Here is a 625-nt window from a genome sequence, read left to right as displayed (position 1 = left end):
GTATGTAAGACCCCTTGAAGACGACGAGGTTGATAGGTTCGGGGTGGAAGCACAGCAATGTGTGTAGCTGACGAATACTAATCGGTCGAGGGCTTATCCTAAACACGTTTACTGTGACCCATACATCCAGTAGACAGCAGCATTAAGGCTTCAGCAAGCCTAAACTTTCGTATCCAGTTTTCAGGGCGCAATTTGCTAATGCATGCATTAGTGATCGTTCTGTAAATGAATAGCTTTAGTAGTAAATGACGCGGGGTGGAGCAGCCCGGTAGCTCGTCGGGCTCATAACCCGAAGGCCGCAGGTTCAAATCCTGCCCCCGCAACCAAACCAAAGTTTCACTTTCGGATTTATCCGAGCTTACATACGGAGCTGTGGTGTAGTGGCCCAACATGCCTGCCTGTCACGCAGGAGACCGCGGGTTCGAATCCCGTCAGCTCCGCCACTTTTACAAGAAGAGTAACAAAATATATGTTGGGGATTAGCCAAGCGGTAAGGCAACGGACTTTGACTCCGTCATTCTCAGGTTCGATCCCTGAATCCCCAGCCATTTATATGCGGAAGTGGCTCAGCGGTAGAGCATCGCCTTGCCAAGGCGAGGGTCGCGGGTTCGATTCCCGTTCCCGT

4 tRNA genes and 1 rRNA gene are annotated in these 625 nt (G+C 51.2%); all 5 read left to right on the top strand.

From position 1 onward, the window contains the following. Positions 1-101, top strand: a 23S ribosomal RNA gene (locus tag AC1DPK_RS34240); the annotation flags it as partial. 148 nt (positions 102-249) lie between these two features. Next, positions 250-326 (top strand) — tRNA-Met (locus tag AC1DPK_RS34235). A 40-nt stretch (positions 327-366) separates the two neighbouring features. Then, positions 367-443, top strand: a tRNA-Asp gene (locus tag AC1DPK_RS34230). 30 nt (positions 444-473) lie between these two features. Then, a tRNA-Gln gene (locus AC1DPK_RS34225) sits at positions 474-548 on the top strand. A 5-nt stretch (positions 549-553) separates the two neighbouring features. Then, positions 554-625: transfer RNA gene (locus AC1DPK_RS34220), tRNA-Gly, on the top strand.

It is taken from the genome of Paenibacillus sp. 01T424, assembly GCF_056398745.1.
The sequence above is the reverse complement of the archived record's forward strand: the minus strand, read 5'-3'. Positions and strand labels throughout refer to the sequence as shown.